Annotated in this window: 1 protein-coding gene; it reads left to right on the top strand. The window is 43.5% G+C overall.

The window, feature by feature from the left end:
- The coding region (locus tag ACO0LF_RS31530) for a DUF2252 family protein (RefSeq protein ID WP_423021364.1) at positions 1–398 on the top strand (398 nt) is incomplete at both ends.

Raw genomic sequence — 398 nt, forward strand, 5'->3', positions numbered from 1 at the left:
GCGGAGTTTGTACCAGGAGACGAAACAGAAGTAGAAGTACCCTTGATCGTGAGAAAGGCAATGAAGCGAGCTCGTTGTAGAACATGGAAGCACCTCGCTCGCGAAAGAATTGCCGACATTAGTCCTCAAATACCACAAGGGAAAAAGTTTTGGCCAATTTCCGATAAAGAGCGAAAAGCTATTCAATCGATTTTTACAAGAAAGAATGCAATCAAACTGGTCAATCACCTTCGTTGCAGGAAAAGCGATGAAGAAGTAAAGTTGGTTGACGCTGCATACTGGGTAAAAGGCTGTAGCTCGCTAGGGTTACTTCGTTATGCAGTGCTATTAAATGTTGATGACCCTACGACGGCTGAAATTGAATTATGTTTAATGGACATCAAGGAGGCAATCGCTGC

This window comes from Undibacterium sp. Di27W, from assembly GCF_049340345.1.
GTDB lineage: Bacteria > Pseudomonadota > Gammaproteobacteria > Burkholderiales > Burkholderiaceae_D > Undibacterium.